This window comes from Sulfuriflexus sp., assembly GCF_032250955.1.
Lineage (GTDB): Bacteria > Pseudomonadota > Gammaproteobacteria > AKS1 > AKS1 > Sulfuriflexus.
Genome location: NZ_JAVVES010000002.1, coordinates 45,237 through 65,560 on the forward strand (window position 1 = coordinate 45,237; position 20,324 = coordinate 65,560).

The following is a 20,324-nucleotide window of genomic DNA, read 5'->3' on the forward strand; positions in this document are numbered from 1 at the left end:
TCTGCCTCTAACTCAAGATATCCGGCCTACCACTCCGGCTTTAAATGTGCGCGTTCAATATCGTTAATGGGTAAATCCACCTGATCACCATTTTCCATATCCAACAACACACAGTCGTTCTCTACACCAGCCAGCCGTCCAGTAAACTTACGCTGACCTTGTCGTGGTGCGCGCAGCCTTATCTCTGCCTTCTCACCACTAAAACGTTCATAGTGCTCGGCCTTGAACAGGGGCCGGTCCGTTCCCGGTGACGAAACCTCGAGCGAAAATTGCCCGGCGATGGGGTCTTCGACATCCAGCACGCCACTGATCTGTCGACTCACCTGTTGGCAGTCTTCGACCCGAATACCGTCGGCCTGGTCGATGTACACCCGTAAAATGGAATGCTTGCCCTGGGGCAGGTATTCCACTCCAACCAGTTCATAGCCCAGCGCCGTCACCGACGGCTCGATTAATTCTGCTACGCGGCTTGCTTGCTGGCTCATGTTCTCTGCTTCCGGAAACAAAAAGTGGGCACAAGGCCCACTCCATATATTCATTACTCTCAGGAGACCCCTAACCGGCCTCTTCTGGAGCGGGCTATATTATAGCCTTGTGCCAGATAAAATACCAGTACCGACACGGGGTTAGCCGTGAAAGCCACGGATTCATCCGCGTTCTGGCAGGCACAGGGTAGTCCTTTCGGCACTTGCTCAATCCCGCTTCATTGTTCATTCATAATCAATGAGTTACAAATAAACACCGGGCTTCGGCTATAAAAAAAGCCTCTAACAGAGGCTTTTTTATCGTACCAGGCCACTACGCAATAGCAGGCAGCTCATAAGCTATTGTCAGTAACACAAAAAATGGTAGCGGGGGCAGGATTCGAACCTACGACCTTCGGGTTATGAGCCCGACGAGCTGCCAGACTGCTCCACCCCGCATCAATGGCGCGCAGTGTACTGACTTGCACCGCCCGGCGCAAGGGCGCGCATAAAAAAACCGGGCCGCAAGGCCCGGTTTTTTGTACAACAACTGCGACTTAAGGCTTAATGTAGACGTAACCCTTGTGCTGCAGTTCGGCAACTTCAGCAACACCTGAAGGGACGATCTCGGCATTCAGGTTGATCTTGTCCTTGGGGATCTTCTTGCCGCGGACGGTGTTGGCACACAGGGCAAACTTGACGCCGCGATTGGCCAGGCCCTGGATCTGATCACCGAAGCTATGACCCTTCTTGTCTGTCTTGCCGTCAACCAGGATAAAGCCACCTGAACTATGGAATACCATGACAGCGTCAAGGTTCTCGTCACCGAGGGCATTCAGATGGTTCACCATATTTTTCAGGCCACGGTAACCCCAGTTGATGTCATTCATGTGGTAAACCACTTTCTGCTTCTGGTAACCGTTCTTGGCAGCGCCGCGGTCATTGCTCGTTCCAGCACAACCGGTCAGGGCGATAACGGCAATACCAGCGGCCGCAAGTGTCAGGCTTTTTTTAATTGTAAGCATATTATTTCTCCTCTCTCGTTTCCCAAATCAACAATATCGTTGTGTTGTAATACTTTTATAACATCTAAATCAGAGCAAATACCATTCCATTAATTCGGATTCCGTTCTCGCATTTGAATTCCCTTCAAATACAACTAATTACGACATATCCAGGCTTGAATAGTCGGAACTGTTCCGTATTTATATTATTGCAATATGCACCATTAACCATCTTTCCTGCTGTAAAATACAACCCTCTATTATGTGTCGGCATTATTCTTTTTCAGCTTGCGCCACAGGGTGGTCTTGTCGATACCCAGAATCTGTGCGGCATGTGTCTTTTTACCCGCCGCATGGCTCAGGACATGACTGATATAGGCCTGTTCCAGCTCTTCCAGGGTGACAAAGCTCGAGCCGTCAAAAAAGCCCTCATTAAAGACCGCCTTGTCTTTATCCTCAACAGCGTCCTCGGCCCATTTCAGTACCGGGCCTTCGGCAAGGATGACGCTGCGCTCGATGTTGTTTCTCAGCTCACGGATGTTGCCCTGCCAGGGGGCGTCGCAGAGGCGCTTCATTGAGGGAGTATCAAAGCCCTGCACGTTGCGGTTGTACCTGGTGGCAAAGTCATCAACGAAAAACTCCACCAGCGAGGGAATGTCTTCCCGGCGTTCATCGAGTGACGGCACGCGAATATTGACGACATTAAGACGATGATAGAAGTCATGGCGGAAGCGGCCTTCCTCGACCAGCGCTTCCAGATCCCGGTTAGTCGCGGTAACGATACGCAGATCGATCGGCGTCGACCTGGTGCCACCAACACGGGTGACGCGTTGATCCTCGATTGCCCGCATCAGCTTCATCTGCATGGCATCGGAGATGTTGCAAATCTCGTCAAAGAATAACGTGCCGCCACTGGCTTGCTCCATCAACCCCTGCTTGCGGTGGGTTGCGCCGGTGAAAGACCCTTTCTCGTGACCGAACAGCTCGGATTCAAGCAAGGTCTCGGTCAACGCCCCGCAGTCGATTACTACCAGTGGCGAGTCCTTGCGTGGACTGTATTCATGCAGGGCATGCGCGACCAGTTCCTTGCCCGTACCCGAGTCACCCGTAATAATGACGTTACAACTGACCTCCGAGACCTTTTCAATCTTGGTAAACAGCGAGCGCATGGCCGGGCTGTCTCCAATCATGCCGAAACGGTTACCTGAACGACGCAGACGTTTTTTCAGCAGCTTGTTTTCTTTCTTGAGTCGTTGCGCCTCAATGGTTCTTTCCAGGATCAACTTGAATTCGTCAAAATCAAAAGGCTTTTTAATAAAGTCGGCCGCACCACGTTTCATTGCCTCGACGGCGTTTTCAACCGACGAATGACCAGTCATCACCATAACCGGAATTTCAGGGTCAATGGCACGTAGCTCTGTTAACAGGTCAAAACCATTCATCTCCGGCATACGCAAATCGGTGACCACAATATCTGCCCCTGAGCTGGCGAATATGTCCAGACACTCCAGTGCTGACTGGAAGACACGACAGTCATAGCCTACCTTGTCACATTGGCGCGACATCACCTTGCAGGTTACCGGGTCATCATCCACGAACAAGATTTTTACATTACCCGCCTGCACGTTTCAATTCTCCATTCATATCATATTTCAGGTGCTGCTCTTGATCTTCTGTTGTATCTTCCAGCGGCACAGCAATTAGTGGCAACAACATACTTACACAAGTCCCCTTGTTTTCTTTACTTTCAATTGTGATGGTGCCGCCGTGCTTGTTGACAATACCGTAACTCACCGCCAGCCCCAGCCCGGTTCCCTGGCCTTCCGGCTTAGTCGAATAAAAGGGGTTAAAAACCCGCGGCACTTCCTGTTCAGAAATACCCTTGCCCTGATCAACTATCTCGATAAGTGCATTATCAGCCTGCTGACATACCCTGATCCTGATGCTGCCGCCGGAATATGAAGCATGGATGGCATTCAGTAAGACGTTAACGAATACCTGTTGCAACTGGTTAGGATCACCCTGCATCTCAATGCCTTCTTCGATATCCGCATTGATGGTCAATGCGGCGGCATCTGCCCGGTGCTTGAGCAAACGTATCGTGTCATGCATTAATACGCCCAGCACAAAGTCCTCGTAACTCGGCTCGCTGGCTCGGGCAAATTTCAGAATCCCCTGCACAATGCGGGCACAACGGCTACCTTCATCCTGCAAGGTTTGCAAATCGGCCATGATTTCATCGTCGTCATATTGTGCTACAGACTCCTCAATCAGCTTGGCCAATGACATGATATTCATCAAGGGGTTGTTGATTTCATGCCCAATCCCCGCGGCCATCTGGCCTACGGCGGCAAGCCGTTCTGACTGGCATACCGATTGCACTGCCTTGTCACGTTCATCACGTGTGCGTTCAAGGGTGCTACACAGGTAATTGAATGCCTTGCCTACCACGCCGACTTCATCGACGCGCTCCCTGTCACGATAACGTGCCGTACTTTCACCATCGGCATAACGGGTAATCGTTTGCGCCAGGTCCTGTACAGGCCGGGCAAGCCTGGAGGCGACCCAGCGTGCCATTAGCAGGCTCAGGATCAATAACATACCCAGCAATAACCAGATTGTGGCACGGATTTTTTTTATCGGCGCAAAGACTTCATCGTGTGATGTCTCGATCAAAAGCACCCATCTGGAACGCTTGTCCTGGTACGGTGAGTAATGCTGGTAAAAAAACATCCGGCCATCATCCATAAGCATATAGCCAGGGGCATCTGCGTGTCGTATTCGCTGCCAGTGTTCGTTACCGACTTCATTGGAAAAACGATAATCACTACCTAACTGGTTGGCAAAGCGCTGTTCAGCATCTTCGTGAAAAAGGTAAATACCATCACGATGCTGCTTGTCATTCACTTCAACGATATAGGCCTTGCCGGTATAACCTCTGATCGCGGATTTTACTGCCTCATCAATACGTGTTCCCCACATATTAATGATCACCATGGCTTCAATTTCATTCCACTCGTTACGAATGGGCACGGAATAACGTATCATCGCCGGGCAAAAGTCTGCATCACTCTGTACCTGGCCAAGTTCGAAGTCAGATACGTAGACGTCATTCGGATCTTTTATTGCGGCTTTATAGAATGGGCGGTTTGACTGATCAGCAATATAATAACGACCACGCTCATCATCAAAGAGTTCCGGCACTATTCGATGACCTTCCTTGACCTTGAGCACGGTCTTGCCATTGTTATCCAGAAAACGTAATGCCTGTATGTTGCCTATTCTCTGCTGGTAGTTATAGAAGAAATCCTGAACAGTGAGAACCATCTCATCATAGGCGCTATCATCGCTCTTGCTTGCGGCGACACGGCTGAAGTTCCGCAGCACGGGAGCCTCGGCGAGACCGGCGGTCAGCGCCTTCTGGCTTTCGATGAGGGTATCGAGTTCCACGCCCAGCTTGCTCAGCTTGCCGTGAAGTTCGGCGGTGATCCGGCGCTCTAAATCGGCCTCGATTTGCTCAACCACGCCAAACTGCAGGACGAGCAACGGCACCAGCGTCATCATGCCAAGGATAAGGAATAGTTTTTGGCGTAAACGCATGCCCTTCTGCCTGAAAACATTGCAATATGCAGAATCCTAGCACAGGTATTCTCATGTTCACATCTGTTTATTTATAAAAAACATAATGCTATGGAATATTAGAACATATTAATATTCAAGATTGGCGGGATTAGTATGTACAATCAATGATATGCGCGGCGTATGAGTTCGCCAGGCCGGGACTGCCGGCATTGTCGCTTCCCTGAGCTTTTTTTGCAGGGCGATGGGCATCTCCAGCGATGTCGGGGAATGATGTCTGAGGTCTGGATCGCCCTCCAGAGGCTGATAGACGTTTAGATCTCGAGTGCCGGCAGGGCTGTTCAGCGTCGCGCACGATCCAGCAGGTGTTTGAGATCGTGGCGATAAATGAATCCGGGCAAGGCAAAAATCAGGAACAGGCATAGCGTCACGGCGTAAAACTCCCAGTCCTGCGCATGCGAACCACCCGTAGCCCGAATCTCAAGACCGATCGCGATGCCGCCGACGATCAGGTAAAGAATGAACCATTCCAGAAAGCGCATCCATGCACGCTTGCCATTCTCAGGTAATGTCTTGATAAGAAACAGGCGTTCGCTCAGCCATGGCAGGTTGGCCGCAATAACGGCAATAATAATAAGTATTGTAATCCACATACCGTGGATTATACCCGATCAGGACAGCGTTGCGGTACAAAGTGCCAGCAAACCGCCCGGCAGCAGGCCCAGCATGAGTACCGACAGGGCATTTACGCTGAAGGCGATGTTGGTATCGGCCCCGATCCGGATTGGTTCCGGGTTCTCTACCGGCGCGTCAAAGTACATGAGTTTGACGACGCGCAGGTAGTAAAAGGCACCTATTACAGAGAAGGCAACAGCCGTCAGCGCCAGCCAGACCATCTGGATATCAATGACCGACTTGAGCACAATCAACTTGGCATAGAAGCCGACAGTTGGTGGAACCCCGGCCATGGAGAACATCAGCAACAGCATCATAAATGCCAGCCAGGGACTGCGTTCATTCAAGCCCTTCAGATCATCCAGATTCTCGGCCTCGAAGCCGCGACGGCTGAGCAGGATTACCATGGCAAAACCACCGACGGCGGTAATGGCGTAGGTAATGATGTAGAACATTGAGGCGGCGTAACCGGCCTTGGTGCCGGCAAGGATACCGAGTAACAGGAAACCGACATGGGAAATAGTTGAATAGGCCAGCATGCGCTTCAGGTTAGTCTGGGCCAGCGCAATGATATTCCCCACGGCGAGCGATAGCACCGCGAGGATGACGAGCATACCCTGCCAGTCGCTATGCAAATCCCCCAGCCCCTCTGCCAGTACACGCATGACCAGCGCAAACCCGGCGATCTTCGGCGCACTACCAATATACATGGTCACCGAGGTCGGCGCGCCCTGATAGACATCCGGGATCCACATATGGAAGGGTACGGCACCAAGTTTAAAGGCCAGGCCCACAACGATAAACACCAGGCCGAAGATTAGCACGATGTCATCCGTGCCGCGCGCCATAATGGGGTCACTCAGTCCGGCGATATCCAGTGTCCCCGTCGCGCCGTAAATCATCGACATGCCGTACAGCAACATGCCCGAGGCCAGGGCGCCGAGAATAAAATACTTCATTGCGGCTTCGGAAGCGCTCAGCGAGTCACGACGGAAGGCAACCATGGCATAAAGTGACAAGGACAGTAATTCAAGACCCAGGTAGACCGTCAGGAAACTGTGTGCCGAGACCATGACCATCATGCCCAGAACGCCAAACAGGCCCAGCACGTAATATTCACCCTTGAAGATGTCGCGGTCACGCAGGTAATCACGGGAGTACAGGAAGACAAAACCAGTCACGACATAAATGACTGTCTTCAGGATCATGGAGAGGTCATCACTGACATACAAGCCACTGAAGGTGAAGCTGGTCACGGCCGGCGCCCCCATAATCGTGATCAACACGGCCCCGAGCAGGGTTAACTGGGTCAATGCATAAGTCACAATACGGTTCTTGTCGCTAATAAACAGGTCAGCCACGAGAACGACACAGGCCATGATGAGCATGTATATCTCGGGTGCGGCAAGTGCAAAATCCGGCATGGTAAAAGTTGTTGTCATTGTCACCCTACTCCCGTCACAGCTTGGACTGCGCAATATGCTGCAGCAGGTTGTCTATAGATACGTGCATGACCTCAATGAGCGGATTTGGCCAGACACCGAATAGCAATACGGCAATCGCCAACACGCCCAGGATCAGGAATTCACGGTTATTAATATCAGTTAATGCAGCGACGTTGTCATTCGCGACCTTGCCGAAGATAACGCGCTTGACCATCCACAAGGTGTAGGCCGCGCCAAGAACCAGGGTGGTCGCGGCGAGGAAGGCGATCCAGAAACTGGACTTGAAGCTGGCCAGAATAACCATGAACTCGCCGACAAAGCCCGAGGTGCCCGGCAGGCCGGCATTCGCCATCGCGAACAGCACCATGAAGGCACCGAATTTCGGCATCGTATTGATCACACCGCCATAGTCGGCAATCTCCCGGCTATGCATACGGTCATACATGACCCCCACGCAGAAGAACATGGCGCCGGAGATAAAGCCGTGTGAGATCATTTGAATCATGCCGCCTTCCATGGCCAGCGCCGCACCACTGTAACTGCCGGTAGCCTCGAAGATGCTGAACGAGAGGAAGAAACCGAGTGTGACAAAACCCATATGGGCAATCGATGAATAGGCAATCAGCTTTTTCATATCACGCTGAGCCAGCGCGACAAACCCGATGTAGACCACGGCGACCAATGACATGCCGATAATTAACCAGTCGAGGCTGCGGCTGGCATCCGGCGCAATCGGCAGGCTGAAACGCAGGAAACCATAGCCCCCGATCTTCAACATGATTGCCGCCAGCACAATCGAGCCACCGGTCGGCGCCTCGACGTGGGCGTCCGGCAACCACGTGTGCACGGGCCACATGGGCACCTTGACGGCAAAGGCCGCGAGGAAGGCAAGGAAGATCAGGATCTGTTCCTGCATGCCGAGCTTCAGATTATGGAAGGCCAGGATATCGAAGCTGTCGGCCTGGTAGAACATATAGATCAGCGCCACCAGCATCAACACCGAACCGAGGAAGGTGTAAAGGAAGAACTTGATGGTCGCATAGACTCGACGAGCGCCGCCCCAGATACCGATGATCAGGAACATCGGAATTAGCATGCCTTCCCAGAAGACATAGAAGAGAATCGCATCCAGTGCCGCAAACACGCCATTCATCAAACCTTCCATAATCAGGAAGGCGGCCATGTACTGCGCCACACGTTTCTGGATCACCTGCCAGCCCGCCAGCACCACCAGCACCGTGATAAAGGTGGTCAGCAGGATCAGTGGCATGGAAATGCCGTCAACACCGAGATAGTAGTGGATACCAAAGGTCTCAATCCAGGGTGTCTTCTCGACAAACTGCATCGAGGCAGTCGTGGTATCAAAGCCGGTATACAACGGGATACTGAGAAGGAAGGTCAGCAGGCTCACGATCAAGGCAACCGGACGTGCGCCCCACGGGTCCTTGTCGCCGACCGCCAGAACAAACAGGCCACCGATGATTGGTGTCCATATTACTAAACTGAGTAATGGTAAATCAGCAAACATGCGTTATTTCCCCAAGGCCCCCATCAATACCCAGCTGATGAGAAGCAGCAGGCCCACAATCATGGCAAAGGCATAGTGATACAGATAACCGGTCTGGATACGGCGTGCGATGGAGGCAAACCAGCCAACAGTGGCGGCACTGCCGTTGACCAGCAGGCCATCAATGAACTTCACATCACCAAATTTCCAGAAGATGCCACCGGTGGCACGGCCACCCGCAGCGAAGATGTTGATATACAGGTCGTCCATAAAGTATTTGCGTTCAAACAACTTGTGCAGGAAGGACAACTTCTTTTCAGCCAGGTCGGCAATATCGGGGCGTCGCATGTAGATGAACCAGGCGCTGAACAGACCCGCCATCGCCAGCCAGAAGGCCGGCCCCTGAATACCGTGCAGGACAAAACCCCATATGCCGTGATAGCTCTCACCGAGCTTTGCCAGTACATCATGTTCCGCAGCCACATAGATAGCCGTGCCGAAGTAATCACCGAAGACCACATCACTGATCAGATAACCGGCCAGCACCGAAGGAATCGCCAGCATGATAAGCGGACCGGTGACCACCGCCGGGGTTTCATGCAGGTGTTCGCGGGTATGTTCATCCATGCGCTCCTTGCCATGGAAGACCAGGAAGAACAGGCGGAAGCTGTACAAGGCGGTGATGAAGACACCTGCCAGCACGGCGTAGAAGGCAAAGTCACTGCCCGGAATCGTCGAGGCATGTACGGCTTCGATGATCGTATCCTTGGAGAAGAAGCCGGCGAAGCCCGGGAAGCCGATCAAGGCCAACGAACCGATTAGCGAGGTCCAGTAGGTGATGGGCATGTATTTTTTCAAGCCGCCCATCTTGCGCATGTCCTGCTCGTGATGCATGGCGATAATCACGGAACCAGCCGCCAGGAACAGTAAGGCCTTGAAGAAGGCATGTGTCATCAAGTGGAAGATCGCCGCCGAATACGCTGAGGCACCGAGGGCAACAGTCATATAACCAAGCTGCGAGAGTGTCGAATAGGCAATGACGCGCTTGATGTCGTGCTGGACAAGGCCCAGGAAGCCCATGAATAGTGCCGTGATGGCACCGATCACCAATACAAAGCTGAGCGCCGTGGTAGAAAGTTCAAACAGCGGCGACATCCGCGAAACCATGAAGATACCCGCGGTTACCATAGTCGCGGCGTGAATCAGGGCCGAGATCGGGGTCGGGCCTTCCATTGAGTCCGGCAGCCAGACATGCAGCGGTACCTGTGCCGATTTACCCATTGCACCGATGAAGAGCAGGATACAAATCACGGTCATCACTGACCAGTCATAGCCCGGGATGATCTGCATGGTCTCGCCGAGCAGCCCGGGAGCCCTGGCAAACACGGTGGCGTAATCCAGGGAACCCGCATACATGAGCACTGCGGCGATACCAAGCAGAAAACCGAAGTCACCCACGCGGTTGACGAGGAAGGCCTTCATGTTGGCGAAGATCGCTGTATCACGCGTATACCAGAAACCGATCAACAAGTAAGAAACCAGGCCCACGGCCTCCCAGCCGAAGAACAGTTGCAGGAAGTTGTTAGCCATCACCAACATGAGCATAGAGAAGGTAAACAATGCGATATAACTGAAGAAGCGCTGGTAACCTGGATCTTCACGCATGTAGCCGATGGTATAGATATGCACCATGAGAGAGACAAAGGTCACCACGACGAGCATGATGGCCGTCAGGCGGTCGACCAGGAAACCGATTTCAAAGCGAATGCCATCACTGACCAGCCAGGTATATACGCTCTCGTTATAGGTCGGCATGCCGTCAATCAGGAAGGCCTTCATGACATACAGTGAAAGCACACAGGATATGGCAACACCCAGAATGGTCACCCAGTGCGAGGCAGTGCGGCCCAGCTGCTTACCGAACAGCCCGGCAAGAATGGAGCCGAGAAGCGGTGCAAGGACAATTGTCAGATAGATATTTTCCATATCAGCCCTTCATTTCACTTACGTCATCGACATTAATCGTACGTCGATTACGGAACAGCACAACCAGGATGGCCAGGCCAATCGCGGCTTCGGCAGCGGCCACCGTCAGGATAAAGAATACGAATACCTGTCCGGCGGTATCGCCAAGATAATGTGAGAAGGCAATAAAATTCATATTCACGGCCAGCAGCATCAGCTCAATGGCCATGAGCAGAATAATGATGTTCTTACGATTAATGAAAATACCTGCCACGGACAGGCAAAACAGAATCGCACCAATAATCAGATAATTTGAAAGCGGTATCATGCCCTACTCCTGCTTCTCGGAATCCATCTTCACAATGCGAAGACGATCGGCAGCACGAACGGCTACTTGTTTATCAATCTCCTGGTGCCGTGTCCCCGGACGTCGCCGCAGGGTCAGGGAAATCGCGGCAACAATGGCTACCAGCAAAATGGCAGCTGCGATTTCAAACGGGTACAGGTAAACCGTGTAGAGCACACTGCCGAGTGCCCTGGTGTTACTAAAATCAGCGCTGTGACGGGCAGGCTCGGCAAACTGCTCAAGGCCAAAATTACCCGGGCCGACAACAAATACCATTTCCACCACCATGATAAAGGCAACCAGCGTGGCTATCGGCAGGTATTTGGCGAATCCCTCTCGGAGTCTGGCAATGTTGATATCAAGCATCATGATCACAAACAGGAACAGCACCATGACCGCGCCGACATAGACCAGCACCAGGGTAATGGCAAGGAACTCCGCTTCCAGCAGCAACCACAACACGGCACTGTTAAAAAACGCGACCACCAGAAACAATGAGGCATGCACCGGGTTGCGTACCGTAATCACCATAACTGCGGCAAACACCAGGATGGAGGCGAAGACATAAAAGGTTAATTGCTCAATAGTCATTCCTTACCAACCTCAACGATATGCCGCGTCTTGAGCGCGGTCTGCGGCGATCTCTGCTTCGTATACATCACCATTACGCAGCAATTTTTCCTTGGTCATAATGTTCTCGCCCCGGTTTTCGAAATGATATTCAAGCTGGCGGGTCTCAACAATCGCATCGACCGGACAGGCCTCTTCACAGAAACCACAATAAATGCATTTAAAGAGGTCAATATCGTAACGTGTCGTCCGGCGTGAACCGTCTTCCCGTTCGGCAGACTCGATAGTAATCGCCACTGCCGGACAAACAGCCTCGCACAGCTTGCAGGCGATGCAGCGCTCTTCGCCGTTCTCATAACGACGCTGCGCATGCAGACCGCGGAAACGTGGCGACTGTGGCGTTTTTTCTTCCGGGTAGTAAAGCGTGAACTTCTTGCGGAAGTAATAACGTCCCGTCAGACCCATCCCCTTCAGCAGCTCAATAAGGAACAGGCTTTTGAAAACTTTTTTCATGGAATTGATCATCGGTATACCCTCTTAATCAAACCATGGCCCGACCTGGGAAAGGATGAGCACACCCACAACCAGCAGCCAGACGATAGTAACAGGAATAAATACTTTCCAGCCCAGACGCATGATCTGGTCATAGCGATAACGCGGGAAAGTAGCACGGAACCATAAAAAGAAGATCAGGAAAAATGCTGTCTTCAGAATAAACCAGTGTATGCCATGGCCAAGCAAGCTACCGATAACGCCGCCGGGTATCCATGCCTCGGGGAGTATGGAATACCAGCCGCCGGCAAACATAATTGTGGCCAGTGCGGCGATCAGGATCATGTTGGCGTATTCAGCCAGGAAGAAAACGGCAAAGGCCATGCCGGAATACTCAACATGGAAACCGGCAACGATTTCTGACTCACCTTCAGCGACGTCAAAGGGGGCACGGTTGGTTTCAGCGACACCGGAAATGAAATACACGATAAAGAGAGGTAACAACGGCAGCCAGAACCAGTTAATCGGGCCGAGAACACCATGCTGCGCCTCGACGATGTCACGCAGATTGAGACTCCCCGCGGCCATAATGACACCCACCAGGGCAAAGCCCATGGCAATTTCGTAGGAGACAATCTGTGCCGAAGAGCGCATCGCGCCGAGGAAGGCGTACTTTGAATTAGACGACCAGCCGGCGATGATGACACCATAAACACCCAGCGAGGTGATGGCCAGCACATACAACAAACCGGCGTTAACATTATCGGCTATACCCAGCGTGGTGCTCAAGGGGATCACGGCCCAGGCCGCCAGCGCAGTCGCCAGCGAAATAACCGGCGCAAACAGGAACAGGAACTTGTTTGACCTGGCGGGGATTATGATCTCCTTGAAGATCAACTTGCAGGCATCTGCAATCGGCTGCAACCAGTGCGGACCGACCTGATGCGGGCCGACACGTGACTGCATGTAACCGATAATCTTACGCTCGGCCAGGGTCAGGTAAGCGACACTGAGCATGAGCGGCGCCATCAAGGCCACAATCTGAATCAGAATCTGGATTGCCCACGGCAGAATATTCCAGATTGAAATCACCCACTCCCAACTTGTGTTCAGGAATTCAAGCATCGTCTCGCCCGTTAATCTTTTGTTATCGTCACAGTCTGGTATGGCGCACCAAGCTGACTGCTCGCAGCGGTTGACGCCGCCAACATTACACAGTTATTCGGAACATGCTCATCGATAACCAGCTCGACTGCAGTCTCATCTTCCCCCTGGCTCAGAACGATACGTGCAGCATCACTCACCCCAAGCTGTTCAGCCGTCGCGGCATTCATGGCAGCCGATTCAGTGGCCGCGTGGATAGTGCCCTGCAAGGCAGTAGCACGGCGCACGATATTGTCGATGCCATAGATTGGCATATCGCCGATACGCACCAGTTCCTTGCTATTCCCCAGGCCTGCAGGACACTGCCAGTCAAGTTGATTGTCCAGTACAACAGCATTGCCCTCGCGCTCCACTTCGGCGCGCACCTCTTCCGAGGACAAGTACTCGAAACCACTCAGGTCACAGAGATTGCCGAGCACACGCAGGACCTTCCAGGCCGGACGCGTATCAGCTAGCGGCGCGCAGGCAGCGGCAAAACGCTGCCAGCGACCACTGGCATTAACGAAAGTACCGGATGTTTCTGTAAACGGCGCGGTCGGCAAAAGTACACTGGCATATTCACGCATTGCTGCACTGACAAACGGCGTCATGCAGACAACAAAGCTGGCATTATCCAGTGCGCGTCGCGCCTGCGCCGGATCAATACAGTCCTGTTCAGGCTCGACATTCAATAACACATAGGCAGACAGCTTTTCACGCATCATCTGCACGGCATTCAGGCCGCTGTAATTATTCTGACCGCCGGCATCCGTATAGGGCAGCGCCCCCGCGAGGCTGGCACCTGAACCATTGGCACCGCGGGTCAGATAACCGAAGCTGGCATCCGAGAGGCGCGCCAACAAAGCTGCCAGGGCACGCAATGTCGAGAGATTGGGCATTGCCATCGCCTGCATACCAATAATGACATTGGCATTTTCAGCAACCTTCAGCTGATCGGCCATGGCACGATGGGTATCGGTAACGTTTACGGCATCGATCAGCCCTGCCAGTCCTGCCGGTGCCGCTTCACTGGTAATCTCCAGCATCGCCTTGACGATAGCGGCAAGCTCGGCTGCGAGTCCCGCCGGGCTGATAATGATCTTTTCGGCAACCGGGTAATTCAGGTCGTAATCGACATGATTCAACAGCATCAACTGCGCACCATTGGCAACAGCCTTGCGCAGGCGATGTGAAACAATCGGCTGGTCATGGCGAATATCAGAGCCAATCAACAGTGCGGCATTGGTCGCTTCGAGGGCCTCGATACTGCAACCTAGCCCCTGCACCAATGGTAGCGCGCCATCATCGCTGAAATCCTGCTGGCCGAGACGGTGGTCAATATTCTGACTGCCCAGCCCGCGCAACAGCCGTTGGGCAAGAAAGGCCTCTTCGGTTGTGGCATTCGGCGACACCAGGCAGCCAATAGCTTCACCCTGATCACGCAGGCCGGCAACGACTTCGTCCAGCGCCGTGTTCCAGTCCGTTTCCTGCCACTCATTGCCGACCTTGAGCAGCGGTGTGGTCAGGCGCGTATCACTGTTCAGGCCTGCATAGGCGTATCGGTCGCGGTCGGATAACCAGACCTCGTTAACGGCCTCGTTTTCTGCCGGCACAACACGTACAACCTTCTTGTTATATGTGTGCACATGAATATTAGATCCCACGCAATCGTGCGCGGCGATACTGTTATGCGCGCGCATTTCCCAGGCGCGTGCCGAGAAACGTGACGGCTTGGCAGTTAGTGCACCGACCGGGCAAACATCAATGACATTACCCGACATTTCTGAATCAACGCTGTGTTCGATGTAGGTATCAATGGTAGTGCGATCACCACGATTCATGCCGCCCAGCTCACTTTCACCATTAAGCAGTTCAAGCGTACGGATGCAACGCGTGCAGTGAATACAACGTGTCATTTCGGTCGCAATCAGCGGCCCGATGTTCTTGTCAGCCACGACACGCTTGCTTTCGGTGAAACGCGAAAGACTGCCACCAAAGCCCATGGCAATATCCTGTAACTCACATTCGCCACCCTGATCACAGATAGGACAGTCCAGCGGATGGTTAATAAGCAGGAACTCCATCACGCTCCGCTGCGCCTTTTTCGCAAACTCGGAACGGGTGAGTATCTTCATACCCTCGGCCACCGGTGTGGCACAGGCCGGCAAGGGCTTCGGCACATTCTCGACTTCAACAAGACACATGCGGCAATTGGCCGCGATAGGCAGTTTCTTGTGGTAACAGAATCGGGGGATAAAAATATTTGCTTCGTCAGCAGCATGAATAATCATTGCGCCCTTACGAGCCTGCATACTGATACCATCGATCTCGATACTGACCATATCTTCGCTGCTGATTTCAGGTTTTGCGCTCATGCGGCAGCCCCCTTACCGGCAGCATCGACCATGCACTGCTTGTGAGTGATATGGTATTCAAACTCTTCCCGGAAGTGCTTGAGGAAACTCTGTACCGGCCAGGCAGCCGCCTCGCCAAAGGCGCAAATCGTATGCCCGGCGATCTGGCCGGCAGCCGATTCAAGGAGTTCCAGATCCTCCGGGCGCCCCTGACCATTTTCAATTCTTTCCAGCACGCGGTACATCCAGCCGGTACCTTCACGGCACGGCGTACACTGACCGCATGACTCCATATAATAGAAACGTGACAGGCGCATCAATGCCTTGACCATGCAGGTTGTCTCGTCCATGACGATAACCGCACCGGAACCGAGGTAGGAGCCCGCCTTCTGGATGGAATCGTAATCCATATCCACGCCCATCATGACATCTCCCGGCAACACCGGCATGGATGAACCGCCCGGGATCACGGCTTTGATCTTGTTGCCGTTGCGCATGCCACCAGCCATTTCCAGCAGTTCGCTGAACGGTGTCCCCATGGGAACCTCGAAGTTGCCCGGGTTATTGACGTGCCCCGACATACTGAACAGTTTCTCGCCGCCATTGTTAGGCCTGCCCAGGTTCAGGAACCAGTCGGCACCGTTACGGATAATCGTCGGTACCGAGGCCAGGGTTTCCGTGTTGTTGATCGTGGTCGGTTTGCCATACAGCCCAAAATTGGCCGGAAACGGCGGCTTGAAGCGCGGCTGGCCCTTCTTGCCTTCCAGCGATTCGAGCAAGGCGGTTTCTTCACCACAGATATAGGCACCGGCACCGAGGTGGCCATAGAGATCAAAACTGAAATCCGAGCCGAGGATATTCTTGCCGAGGTAACCGGCTGCATAGGCCTCTTTCAGGGCCTGCTCAAAACGCTCAAAGGGTTCGTGATGGAACTCGCCCCGCAGGTAGTTATAGCCGGCGTTGGCACCAATAGCGAAGCCACCGATGATCATGCCTTCGATGACGGCATGCGGGTTATAACGCAGGATGTCGCGGTCCTTGCAGGTACCCGGCTCGCTTTCATCCGAGTTACAGACAATGTACTTGTCGCCGGGTGCCGTGCGCGGCATGAAACTCCACTTCAGGCCGGTCGAGAAGCCGGCGCCACCGCGGCCACGCAGTGCCGAGGCCTTAACCGTGTCAATCACCTCTTCCTGGCTCATCTTGTCGACGAGAACTTTCTTCAATGCATCGTAACCGCCGGTCTTGATATAGTTCTCAAGTGTCCACGGTTCATCGTATTGCATTGTCGTGAAGCAAACCTGGTTTGCCATCAGCTTATCTCTCCAACATTTGTCGTCACTATCACGACCATTCTTGTTTTATTCCAGGCCATCCAGAATTTCGTCCAGTCTGGCCGGTGATAATTTTTCATAGTAATGGCCGTTAATCGCCATCATCGGTCCGCCGGCGCAGGCTGCCAGGCATTCTTCTTCAATCTTCAATGTGAACTTGCCATCCGCAGTCGTTTCACCCAGCTTGATACCCAGTTTATTTTCCAGGTGGCCAACAACCGTGTCGGAGCCCATCAACATGCAGGAAATATTCGTGCAGATATTAATCACGTATTTGCCGACCGGTGCACGGTTATACATTGAGTAAAACGTGGCGACTTCATAGGTCGTTACGCGCGAGATCCCCAGGTAGTCAGCAACGGCATCCATGAGCTCTGTACTCAGGTAGCCCTTGTTATGTTCCTGTGCCGCTGTCAGTGCCGGGATCACGGCAGACTGGCGCTGCTCGGCAGGAAACTTCTTTAACCAGTGCTCGATTTCCTCGCGCACCTCGGCAGACAGGATGTCGCTCACTTGTGTGTTTGTCTCGGCCATTAGCGGTCAATCTCTCCGAATACGATATCCATGGTCCCGATAACAGAAACCACGTCTGCAATCATGTGCCCTTTTACCATTTCATCCATAGCCGACAAGTGCGCAAAGCCCGGCGCACGCACCTTGACCCGGTAGGGCTTGTTAGCACCGTCAGAAATCAGGTAGACGCCAAACTCACCTTTCGGATGCTCAATGGCGGCATAGGCCTCACCGGCCGGTACGCAATAACCTTCCGTGAAAAGCTTGAAGTGGTGAATCAGGGATTCCATGTCACCCTTCATATCAGCACGTGCTGGTGGTGTCACCTTGTGATCATCCATCATGACTGGCCCGGGATTTTTACGCAGCCAGTCAACACACTGCTTGATGATACGGTTTGACTGACGCATCTCCTCGACGCGCACCAGGTAACGGTCGTAGCAGTCGCCATTACGACCGACCGGGATATCAAAATCGAGCTTGTCATAGACTTCATAGGGCTGTTTCTTGCGCAAGTCCCATTCAACGCCGGAACCACGCAGCATCGGTCCGGTAAAGCCCAGTTGCAGGGCACGTTCGGCGGACACCTCGGCAATACCGACGGTGCGCTGTTTCCAGATACGGTTGTCGGTCAACAGTGTTTCGTACTCATCCACCAGTCCAGGGAAGCGATGGGTAAAGTCTTCGATGAAATCAAGCAGGCCTCCGCTACGGGCCTCATTCATGCGGCTGACATCGGCTGCATTGTGCCACTTCGACTCGCGGTACTTCGGCATCACATCAGGCAGATCGCGGTAGACACCGCCCGGGCGGTAGTAAGTCGCATGCATACGCGCACCGGAAACGGCCTCGTAGCAATCCATCAGGTCTTCACGCTCGCGGAAGCAGTACAGGAACAGGGTCATGGCGCCGATATCGAGTGCATGCGTGCCCAGCCACATGAGGTGGTTCAGGATACGGGTGATCTCATCGAACATGACACGAATGTATTGCGCACGTTCCGGGGCCTGGATACCGAGCAGTTTCTCGATGGCCATTACATAGCCATGCTCATTACACATCATGGAGACGTAATCGAGACGATCCATGTAACCAATGCTCTGGTTGAATGGCTTGCTCTCGGCCAGCTTCTCGGTTCCGCGGTGCAACAGACCGACATGCGGGTCAGCGCGTTGCACCACCTCACCATCCAGTTCCAGCACCAGGCGCAATACGCCGTGAGCCGCTGGATGCTGCGGACCGAAGTTCAGTGTGTAATTACGAATTTCTGGCATGTCAGCTTTCCGCTACATCATTGCCTGCATCATCAACACCATGCAGATGTTCACTACGAATAACTCGCGGCACGAGCACGCGTGGTTCGATGCTTACCGGCTGGTAAACAACACGTTTCTTGTCGGCGTCATAACGCATTTCCACTTCACCTATCAGCGGGAAGTCCTTGCGGAACGGGTGACCGACAAAACCATAATCAGTAAGAATACGACGTAGATCCGGATGGCCTTCAAACATAATGCCGAACAGGTCAAAGGCTTCACGTTCAAACCAGTTGGCACCATTCCAGATCGATACCACGGAATCGACCACCGGCAGTTCACTGTCGACAAAGGTTCGAACACGTAGCCGACGATTATGTTTGTATGAAATGAGGTGGTAAACCGTTGCAAAGCGCTCGCCCCGCCATTTGGCTTCACGAGGCTCACTGTCATCGACCCCGCGACTGAAACCGGTACCACTCGCGTAGTTGGTCTCCCATTCGACCATGCCATAATCACTGTAATCCACGCCGCAAACATCGAGCAACTGGGCGAAGGCAAACCCGGGCTCATCACGTAATGCCTTACAGATGTTTATCAGCTCCTGACGCGGCACTTCCAGGGTTACTTCACCCACCGCCAGAATGACCTTTACAGATTGCTCGGCAAAACGCTCCTGCAAACGCTCAGCGAAGAGTTGCAGCGCGGATGGCGCTACTGTTTCTTCGCTTTCAGTTTCAATTTCAGTCGTGTCATCAGTCATGCAACGGACTCTTATTTGGTTATGTGCGCGCGATCGTGTTGGTGCGCTTGATCTTGTTTTGCAACTGCATGATGCCATAGATAAGGGCTTCCGCCGTCGGCGGACAACCCGGTACGTAGACATCAACCGGTACGATGCGATCACAACCACGCACTACCGAATAGGAATAATGGTAATAGCCGCCACCATTGGCGCAGGAGCCCATTGAGATCACCCAGCGTGGCTCGGCCATCTGGTCATAGACCTTGCGCAGGGCCGGCGCCATTTTGTTAACCAGGGTGCCGGCTACAATCATCACGTCTGACTGGCGCGGGCTTGGACGAAAGATGATGCCGAAACGATCCAGATCGTAACGCGCGGCAGCCGCGTGCATCATTTCCACCGCGCAACAGGCCAGGCCGAAGGTCATTGGCCACATGGAACCCGTGCGGGCCCAGTTAATCAACTTGTCGGCCGAGGTGGTGGCAAAACCCTTTTCAAATACGCCGTCTATTCCCATTCGAGAGCACCTTTCTTCCATTCATAGATAAAGCCAATGACAAGAATACCGAGAAACACCGCCATAGCCGCGAAACCGAACCAACCCAGTTGGTCCAGCACAACAGCCCAGGGGAACAGGAACGCAATCTCGAGATCGAAAATAATAAACAGGATGGCGACGAGGTAGTAGCGCACGTCGAATTTCATGCGGGAGTCTTCAAAGGCCTCGAAACCGCACTCATAAGCGGAAAGCTTTTCATCATCAGGGCGATTCGGCCCCATGACCCAGCCCAGGGCCAGCATGACAACGCCGACCGCGCTGCCGACGAGAATAAAGATTAAAACGGGCAGATAGTTCTCAAGCATGGAACTTTAACCCCTTTAATAGATCTGGACGTAAATCAAAATGATACATCAGTTATTGTTCTTATGTC

General features: G+C 53.1%; 19 protein-coding genes and 1 tRNA gene. All 20 read right to left on the reverse strand.

Annotated features, from left to right (window positions below; genetic code table 11):
- Nucleotides 1-26: 26 nt before the first annotated feature.
- The 20 genes from rimP to RQ738_RS00660 all read right to left on the reverse strand — a co-directional run bounded on the left by rimP (nucleotide 27) and on the right by RQ738_RS00660 (nucleotide 20,256).
- Complete coding sequence (gene rimP / locus RQ738_RS00565) at nucleotides 27-485, reverse strand: ribosome maturation factor RimP (protein ID WP_314161426.1); 459 nt, start codon at nucleotides 483-485, stop codon at nucleotides 27-29.
- Nucleotides 486-846: 361 nt separating this feature from the next.
- Nucleotides 847-923 (reverse strand) — tRNA-Met (locus RQ738_RS00570).
- A 98-nt stretch (nucleotides 924-1,021) separates the two neighbouring features.
- Nucleotides 1,022-1,489: a DsrE family protein gene (locus tag RQ738_RS00575; RefSeq protein WP_314161427.1), complete on the reverse strand. Its 468-nt coding sequence runs from the start codon at nucleotides 1,487-1,489 to the stop codon at nucleotides 1,022-1,024.
- Between the two features lie 239 nt (nucleotides 1,490-1,728).
- Nucleotides 1,729-3,093, reverse strand: a complete 1,365-nt coding sequence (locus tag RQ738_RS00580) for a sigma-54 dependent transcriptional regulator (RefSeq protein ID WP_314161428.1) — start codon at nucleotides 3,091-3,093, stop codon at nucleotides 1,729-1,731.
- Nucleotides 3,080-5,068: a sensor histidine kinase gene (locus RQ738_RS00585; protein WP_314161429.1), complete on the reverse strand. Its 1,989-nt coding sequence runs from the start codon at nucleotides 5,066-5,068 to the stop codon at nucleotides 3,080-3,082. The genes RQ738_RS00580 and RQ738_RS00585 overlap by 14 nt, the downstream gene beginning before the upstream one ends.
- Nucleotides 5,069-5,388: 320 nt before the next feature.
- Nucleotides 5,389-5,700 carry a DUF2818 family protein gene (locus RQ738_RS00590; RefSeq protein WP_314161430.1) on the reverse strand — a complete coding sequence of 104 codons (312 nt, stop codon included), beginning with the start codon at nucleotides 5,698-5,700 and terminating at the stop codon, nucleotides 5,389-5,391.
- Nucleotides 5,701-5,718: 18 nt separating this feature from the next.
- Nucleotides 5,719-7,164 carry an NADH-quinone oxidoreductase subunit NuoN gene (nuoN, locus tag RQ738_RS00595; protein WP_314161431.1) on the reverse strand — a complete coding sequence of 482 codons (1,446 nt, stop codon included), beginning with the start codon at nucleotides 7,162-7,164 and terminating at the stop codon, nucleotides 5,719-5,721.
- A 16-nt stretch (nucleotides 7,165-7,180) separates the two neighbouring features.
- Nucleotides 7,181-8,695: an NADH-quinone oxidoreductase subunit M gene (locus RQ738_RS00600; RefSeq protein ID WP_314161432.1), complete on the reverse strand. Its 1,515-nt coding sequence runs from the start codon at nucleotides 8,693-8,695 to the stop codon at nucleotides 7,181-7,183.
- Between the two features lie 3 nt (nucleotides 8,696-8,698).
- Complete coding sequence (gene nuoL / locus RQ738_RS00605; protein WP_314161433.1) at nucleotides 8,699-10,660, reverse strand: NADH-quinone oxidoreductase subunit L; 1,962 nt, start codon at nucleotides 10,658-10,660, stop codon at nucleotides 8,699-8,701.
- A gap of 1 nt (nucleotide 10,661) precedes the next feature.
- On the reverse strand, nucleotides 10,662-10,967 hold the full coding sequence (gene nuoK, locus RQ738_RS00610) for an NADH-quinone oxidoreductase subunit NuoK (RefSeq protein WP_314161434.1): 306 nt from the start codon (nucleotides 10,965-10,967) through the stop codon (nucleotides 10,662-10,664).
- Between the two features lie 3 nt (nucleotides 10,968-10,970).
- Complete coding sequence (locus RQ738_RS00615) at nucleotides 10,971-11,576, reverse strand: NADH-quinone oxidoreductase subunit J (RefSeq protein WP_314161435.1); 606 nt, start codon at nucleotides 11,574-11,576, stop codon at nucleotides 10,971-10,973.
- A gap of 12 nt (nucleotides 11,577-11,588) precedes the next feature.
- Complete coding sequence (gene nuoI, locus RQ738_RS00620; protein ID WP_409929503.1) at nucleotides 11,589-12,068, reverse strand: NADH-quinone oxidoreductase subunit NuoI; 480 nt, start codon at nucleotides 12,066-12,068, stop codon at nucleotides 11,589-11,591.
- Between the two features lie 24 nt (nucleotides 12,069-12,092).
- Nucleotides 12,093-13,172, reverse strand: a complete 1,080-nt coding sequence (gene nuoH, locus RQ738_RS00625; protein ID WP_314161436.1) for an NADH-quinone oxidoreductase subunit NuoH — start codon at nucleotides 13,170-13,172, stop codon at nucleotides 12,093-12,095.
- A gap of 11 nt (nucleotides 13,173-13,183) precedes the next feature.
- Complete coding sequence (gene nuoG / locus RQ738_RS00630; RefSeq protein WP_314161437.1) at nucleotides 13,184-15,565, reverse strand: NADH-quinone oxidoreductase subunit NuoG; 2,382 nt, start codon at nucleotides 15,563-15,565, stop codon at nucleotides 13,184-13,186.
- The gene (gene nuoF, locus RQ738_RS00635; RefSeq protein WP_314161438.1) at nucleotides 15,562-16,857 is read right to left on the reverse strand and encodes an NADH-quinone oxidoreductase subunit NuoF; all 1,296 of its coding nucleotides are present in this window, start codon (nucleotides 16,855-16,857) and stop codon (nucleotides 15,562-15,564) included. Before nuoF ends, nuoG begins: the two co-directional genes overlap by 4 nt.
- Nucleotides 16,858-16,905: 48 nt before the next feature.
- Nucleotides 16,906-17,412, reverse strand: coding sequence for an NADH-quinone oxidoreductase subunit NuoE (nuoE, locus tag RQ738_RS00640; protein ID WP_314161439.1), 507 nt, complete (start codon nucleotides 17,410-17,412; stop codon nucleotides 16,906-16,908).
- A complete protein-coding gene (locus RQ738_RS00645) occupies nucleotides 17,412-18,665 on the reverse strand; it encodes an NADH-quinone oxidoreductase subunit D (RefSeq protein WP_314161440.1) in 1,254 nt (417 codons plus the stop codon). Before RQ738_RS00645 ends, nuoE begins: the two co-directional genes overlap by 1 nt.
- Before the next feature lies 1 nt (nucleotide 18,666).
- A complete protein-coding gene (locus RQ738_RS00650; RefSeq protein ID WP_314161441.1) occupies nucleotides 18,667-19,410 on the reverse strand; it encodes an NADH-quinone oxidoreductase subunit C in 744 nt (247 codons plus the stop codon).
- 19 nt (nucleotides 19,411-19,429) lie between these two features.
- Nucleotides 19,430-19,909 carry an NADH-quinone oxidoreductase subunit B family protein gene (locus RQ738_RS00655; protein ID WP_314161442.1) on the reverse strand — a complete coding sequence of 160 codons (480 nt, stop codon included), beginning with the start codon at nucleotides 19,907-19,909 and terminating at the stop codon, nucleotides 19,430-19,432.
- Complete coding sequence (locus RQ738_RS00660; RefSeq protein WP_314161443.1) at nucleotides 19,900-20,256, reverse strand: NADH-quinone oxidoreductase subunit A; 357 nt, start codon at nucleotides 20,254-20,256, stop codon at nucleotides 19,900-19,902. The genes RQ738_RS00655 and RQ738_RS00660 overlap by 10 nt, the downstream gene beginning before the upstream one ends.
- Nucleotides 20,257-20,324: the final 68 nt, after the last annotated feature.

Excerpts from the sequence above, each read along its gene's own strand:
- rimP (WP_314161426.1), bottom strand. The coding sequence starts at position 485 with ATGAGCCAGCAAGCAAGCCGCGTAGCAGAATTAATCGAGCCGTCGGTG.
- RQ738_RS00575 (WP_314161427.1), bottom strand. The coding sequence starts at position 1,489 with ATGCTTACAATTAAAAAAAGCCTGACACTTGCGGCCGCTGGTATTGCC.
- RQ738_RS00585 (WP_314161429.1), bottom strand. The coding sequence starts at position 5,068 with ATGCGTTTACGCCAAAAACTATTCCTTATCCTTGGCATGATGACGCTG.
- RQ738_RS00590 (WP_314161430.1), bottom strand. The coding sequence starts at position 5,700 with ATGTGGATTACAATACTTATTATTATTGCCGTTATTGCGGCCAACCTG.
- nuoN (WP_314161431.1), bottom strand. The coding sequence starts at position 7,164 with ATGACAACAACTTTTACCATGCCGGATTTTGCACTTGCCGCACCCGAG.
- RQ738_RS00600 (WP_314161432.1), bottom strand. The coding sequence starts at position 8,695 with ATGTTTGCTGATTTACCATTACTCAGTTTAGTAATATGGACACCAATC.
- nuoL (WP_314161433.1), bottom strand. The coding sequence starts at position 10,660 with ATGGAAAATATCTATCTGACAATTGTCCTTGCACCGCTTCTCGGCTCC.
- nuoK (WP_314161434.1), bottom strand. The coding sequence starts at position 10,967 with ATGATACCGCTTTCAAATTATCTGATTATTGGTGCGATTCTGTTTTGC.
- RQ738_RS00615 (WP_314161435.1), bottom strand. The coding sequence starts at position 11,576 with ATGACTATTGAGCAATTAACCTTTTATGTCTTCGCCTCCATCCTGGTG.
- nuoI (WP_409929503.1), bottom strand. The coding sequence starts at position 12,068 with ATGAAAAAAGTTTTCAAAAGCCTGTTCCTTATTGAGCTGCTGAAGGGG.
- nuoH (WP_314161436.1), bottom strand. The coding sequence starts at position 13,172 with ATGCTTGAATTCCTGAACACAAGTTGGGAGTGGGTGATTTCAATCTGG.
- nuoG (WP_314161437.1), bottom strand. The coding sequence starts at position 15,565 with ATGAGCGCAAAACCTGAAATCAGCAGCGAAGATATGGTCAGTATCGAG.
- nuoF (WP_314161438.1), bottom strand. The coding sequence starts at position 16,857 with ATGGCAAACCAGGTTTGCTTCACGACAATGCAATACGATGAACCGTGG.
- nuoE (WP_314161439.1), bottom strand. The coding sequence starts at position 17,412 with ATGGCCGAGACAAACACACAAGTGAGCGACATCCTGTCTGCCGAGGTG.
- RQ738_RS00645 (WP_314161440.1), bottom strand. The coding sequence starts at position 18,665 with ATGCCAGAAATTCGTAATTACACACTGAACTTCGGTCCGCAGCATCCA.
- RQ738_RS00650 (WP_314161441.1), bottom strand. The coding sequence starts at position 19,410 with ATGACTGATGACACGACTGAAATTGAAACTGAAAGCGAAGAAACAGTA.
- RQ738_RS00655 (WP_314161442.1), bottom strand. The coding sequence starts at position 19,909 with ATGGGAATAGACGGCGTATTTGAAAAGGGTTTTGCCACCACCTCGGCC.
- RQ738_RS00660 (WP_314161443.1), bottom strand. The coding sequence starts at position 20,256 with ATGCTTGAGAACTATCTGCCCGTTTTAATCTTTATTCTCGTCGGCAGC.